Source organism: Flavobacterium ginsengiterrae, assembly GCF_039539785.1.
GTDB classification, from domain to species: Bacteria; Bacteroidota; Bacteroidia; order Flavobacteriales; family Flavobacteriaceae; genus Flavobacterium; species Flavobacterium ginsengiterrae.
Window position 1 is genome coordinate 1 of record NZ_BAABDU010000013.1, and the last position, 5,347, is coordinate 5,347.

At 35.9% G+C, this 5,347-nt stretch carries 3 protein-coding genes; all 3 read left to right on the forward strand.

Going from position 1 to position 5,347, the window contains the following annotated elements:
- Window positions 1-2,489 (forward strand): Ig-like domain-containing protein (locus tag ABD859_RS24120; protein WP_345147434.1); only part of this gene is annotated, 2,489 nt, incomplete at its 5' end.
- Window positions 2,490-2,549: 60 nt separating this feature from the next.
- Window positions 2,550-3,461: a PorP/SprF family type IX secretion system membrane protein gene (locus ABD859_RS24125; protein ID WP_345147435.1), complete on the forward strand. Its 912-nt coding sequence runs from the start codon at window positions 2,550-2,552 to the stop codon at window positions 3,459-3,461.
- A 2-nt stretch (window positions 3,462-3,463) separates the two neighbouring features.
- Window positions 3,464-5,347, forward strand: a 1,884-nt coding sequence (locus ABD859_RS24130) for an OmpA family protein (RefSeq protein ID WP_345147436.1), incomplete at its 3' end; no start/stop codon positions are given.

Consider the following 5,347-nt stretch of genomic DNA (forward strand, 5'->3'; position numbering starts at 1 on the left):
ACGGAACAGCTGTAACAAGCGGCGCTCAGACTATTACAGTTCCAAACGGAACAGTAAATATTTCAGCATCAGGAGTGATTACTTTCACACCTGCATTAGACTTCAATTCAACTACTCCAATCAGTTTCCCTTATGAAATTAGTGACGGACATACAGGAGGAACAGCAACAGGTAATATTAAAATCACAGTTACAGCTGTAAACGATGCGCCAATTGCAAATGATGATACAAATAATTCAATTCCATCGGCTAATGGACCTGCAACGATCAATGCTTTAACAGCAACAGATGTTGACGGAACAATTGCTAACTACACAATCTTAAGTTTGCCGGCAAACGGTACTTTAAGTATATCGGGTAATCCGGTTGCAGTAAATCAGGTATTAACACCGGCAGAAGCTGCAATGATCGTGTACACACCAAGTGGGACATTTACAGGAAATGTAACGTTTACTTTTACAGCAACAGACGATTTAGGTTTAACGGCTGTATTACCAGCAACGATTACAATTCCTGTTGGAAACAATGCACCAGTGGCACTTGACGATACAAATGCTCACATTTCTTCAAGAGCGGGAGCAACGGCAATTAAAACATTGGCAGCTACTGATACTGACGGAACAATTGTAAACTATATCGTAGTTACATTACCAGCTCATGGTGTATTAGCACTTTCTGGTGTGCCAGTTACAGCAAATCAGGTTTTAACACCTGCAGAAGCGGCGGCGCTAACATATGACCCAAGCGGAGCATTCTCAGGAAATGATACATTTACATTTACTGCAACAGATAACAACGGAGCAGTTGATGCAACTCCTGCAACAATTACAATTCCGGTTGATAAAACAATATTGACAGCTAATCCTGATCCAGTTGGTTCAGTGGTAGGTATAAATGAACCAGTAGAAGTAGTAAATGTTTTAGACAACGATAAATTAAACAACGATCCATTATTATTAACAGATGTTAAATTAGATGTTTTAGTTCCGGATCCAAATAATGTATTGACTTTAAGACCAGACGGAACAGTAGAATTAATTCCAAACGCTCCGGCAGGAACTTATACTTTAACGTATGAAATCTGCGAATTAGCAAATCCAACAAACTGTACATCTGCAGTTGTTACAGTTACGGTTGAAGCACCTACAATGACCATTAAAGCAGAAAGCTATTGCAATAACAATGCAGCTTACGTTTCATATGATGTAACAGCAGACAACTTTACACCAAAAGATTTAGTAACCATAAACTGGATCGACAGTGCAAACAATGTTGTAGCAACACAAACCAACTTGCCTTTAAGCGGAAACGTATTATGGCCTGGAACGGTGCTTAATAGCAATAACAAACCAATTGACTGGCCGGGATGGGTATTAGTAAACGGACAATGGATTGAAGGTAATGATGGTTTCGAATTAACAAGACCAGCAGTTACAATGCAGTTTTCATTAAACCCAACAGAATCAGTAACTGTAAATTATCCTGCTGCAGCTTCTGGATGTAATGCAAAACCTCAATTTGGTATTGAAGCATCTAATGAAGATGATGTTATACTTGCAGACGGAATTAACGGTTCTCCGGAAGTAATTAACGTTTTGGATAATGATAAATTAAATGGCATTCCGGTTAATCCAGCTGATGTTAATGTAAAAGGAAATAATTTCCCAACAGGAATTACTTTAAACCCTGACGGAACTATTGATGTTGCTCCTGGAACTCCGGGCGGAGATTATCCGTTAACATACCAGATTTGTGAAAAAGCCAATCCGCAGAATTGCAGTGATGCATCAGTTCACATTTTTGTTCAGGTGCCAGCCATTACACTTGTTATGAAAGTTGAATTTAATGACAGTAACAAAAATGATAATGCAGAAGCAGGAGAAACTTTAACATACACATTTACGATTACAAATACAGGAAATGTGCCGCTTCAGAATATTTCAATTTCTGATCTTTTACCAGGCGTTGTAATAACAGGAGGTCCAATTAATTTAGGTATTGGACAAAGTGACTCGTATACTTTCACAGGAACGTACACCTTAACTCAGGCAGATATCAATGCAGGAACTGTAAGTAATCAGGCAACAGTTTCAGGAACAACTCAAAGCGGTATTAGAGTAGAAGATAAATCAGATTCAGAAAACGCTGGCGGAGATAATCCAACAACGATAGAACTAAACAGCTGTAACCTTAAAATCTTTAATGCTATTTCTTTAAATGGAGATAACATGAACGAGAGATTTTACATTAGAGGAATAGAATGTTACCCGGATAATACGGTTCAAATCTTTAACCGTTGGGGAGTTTTAGTATTCGAAAGAGATCATTACAATAACACTGATGTTGTATTTAAAGGTTTCTCAGAAGGAAGAACTACAGTAAAAGAATCTAACGGATTACCTGAAGGAACTTATTATTACATAGTAAGATACAAGGACAATAAATCTAATGCGAAACAAGAAGCAGGATATTTATATCTAACTAAATAATATTCCAAATCAATACAATGGCTTAGCCATAGGTTAAGCCATTATCTTAAAAATAAGTAAATGAAAAAGATAGTTTTAGTTTTATTGTTTTGTTCTGCTGCGAGTTTTGCACAGCAGGATGCACAGTTTACACAATATATGTACAATACCATAAATATAAATCCCGCTTATGCAGGTTCAAGGGGAGTTATGAGTGTTTTTGGTTTGTATCGTACACAATGGGTTGGACTAGATGGAGCACCGGAAACAAGTGCCTTGTCAGTAAACACACCTTTAAATAACGAAAAGTTAGGATTAGGATTCTCATTAGTCAACGATAAAATAGGTCCAACTACAGAGAATAATTTCTCAGTAGATTTCTCATATTCTATTCAAACATCTGCGACAGCAAAACTTTCATTTGGTATTAAAGGATCGGCTAATATTTTTAACCTTGACCCAAATAAATTAACGCCGGAACATCAGGGAGATCCTCAGTTTTCGGATTTTAAAAATAAGTTTTCGCCAAACGTAGGAGCAGGGGTTTACTGGCATTCAGATAAAGGATATGTTGGATTATCGGTGCCAAACTTTATTCAAACTAATCGTTATGACGATAATGATACGGCGATTTTTAAAGAGCAGATCAATTATTATTTAATCGCAGGTTATGTATTCAATTTAGATCGTTACGAAATGATCAAATTCAAACCAGCAGTTTTAGCTAAAATGGTAGAAGGTTCACCGCTTCAGTTAGACGCTTCTGCAAACTTTATGTTCAATGACAAATTTGTTGTGGGAGTTTCATACAGATGGAGTGCAGCCTTAAGCGCATTAGCCGGATTTCAAATCAACAAAAGCATGTACATTGGTTATGCTTACGACCGCGAAACAACCAAGTTAAACAATTACAATTCCGGGTCACACGAAATCTTCCTGCGTTTTGAGTTTATGAAAGGTTATAACCGAATTACATCACCAAGATTTTTCTAATTATGAAAATAAAGAAAATAGTATATACCATTTTTTTATCGCTTTTCTTTTTTAATGCCATAGCCCAAAAAGCACTTTTGGCTAAAGCAGAAAAAGAATACAACGATTACGCTTACGCGGATGCCATTGCGATTTACGAAAAGCTCGCTTCAAAAGGATTTGAAGACGAAAAAATGTTTCAAAGATTAGGAAACGCATATTATTTTAATGCCGAACTTTCAAAAGCAGCTTCTTGGTACGACAAACTTTTTGCCCTAAATGCCAAGCAGGATCCGGAATATCTTTACCGCTATTCACAATCTCTTAAATCAATTGGAGATTATGCAAAAGCAGATAAAATACTGGACGATTTCAATAAAAAAACTAATACAGACAGCCGTGGTATTTTATTCGAAAACAACAAAAATTATCTGGAACAGATTAAATTAAATTCAGGTCGTTTTGAAGTAGCAGGTGCCAATATAAATTCTGAAAGTTCAGATTTTGGAACTGCCTTTTTTAACAATAATCTCGTTTTTAGTTCAGCCAGAAAAATTGGTAAACAAGAAGGAAAAACATTTAAATGGACTAATAAATCTTTTACCAATTTATATGTTGCCTCTATAAAAGCCGATGGAAATCTTCACAGCCCAGTTCTTTTAAACAAAGAGATCAATTCAAAATTCAACGAATCGACTCCGGTATTTACAAAAGACGGCAAAACAATGTATTTCACCAGAAATAACTTTTTAGATGGAAAACGCGGCAAAGACAATAAAAATATCACTTTATTAAAATTGTATAAAGCCACTCTTGTTGACGGAAACTGGTCGAATATTAAAGAACTTCCGTTTAATAATGACGCTTACAGCACGGCGCATCCGGCTTTGAGTATTGATGAAAAAACATTGTATTTTGCTTCCGATATGCCGGGAACTTTAGGACAGTCAGATTTGTTCAGCGTAACAATTAATACTGACGGAACTTATGGAAAACCTCAAAATTTAGGTCCTGCAATTAATACAGAAGGAAGAGAAACTTTTCCCTTTATTTCTGCAGATAATGAGTTGTATTTCGCAACCGACGGACGTCCGGGCCTTGGCGGACTTGATATTGTAGTTTCTAAAATTTTAGAAAACGGAACATTCGATCAGGTACAGAATATTGGTGAGCCTATAAATACAAAATTTGATGATTTTGCTTTTATCATTGACAGTAATACACGCAAAGGATATTTTTCTTCTAATAAAAAAGGCGGTGTTGGAAATGATGATATTTACAAATTTACCGAAACAAAAAAACTGGTTTGCGAAAGAACTTTAACCGGAACTATTTTCGACAGCAAAGCAAACGAAACTATCGAAGGTGCAAAAGTTATTTTATTTGATGAAAACCATCAGCAGATTGAAGAAGTAACAACTGCAGCAAACGGAACTTATTCTTTTAAAGTAAACTGTAACAAGAAATATTTTGTAAAAGTTGAAAGAAAGCAATATCCGGCAAAAGAAAGCAGTTTTGCTGTTACCACAAGTATTGACAATAAATTAGATTTTACTTTAGAAAAAGAAAAAATTGCAGCACTTGCAGCAATCAAAATGCCGGAAGTAAAAGCAATTAAAATTGGAACTGATTTAGGTAAAACATTAAATATTTCAATGATTTATTTCGATTTAGGAAAATGGAATATTACAGATATTGCGGCGGTTGAGCTTGAAAAGATTTATGCCGTAATGCAGGAATATCCAAAATTAAAAATCGATATCCGTTCGCATACCGACAGCAGATCATCAGCAAAATCAAATTTGGTCTTATCAGATAAAAGAGCAAAATCCATCATGGCATGGCTTGTAAGCAAAGGAATTGATGCTTCTCGTTTAAGAGGAAAAGGATACGGAGAAAGCCAATTA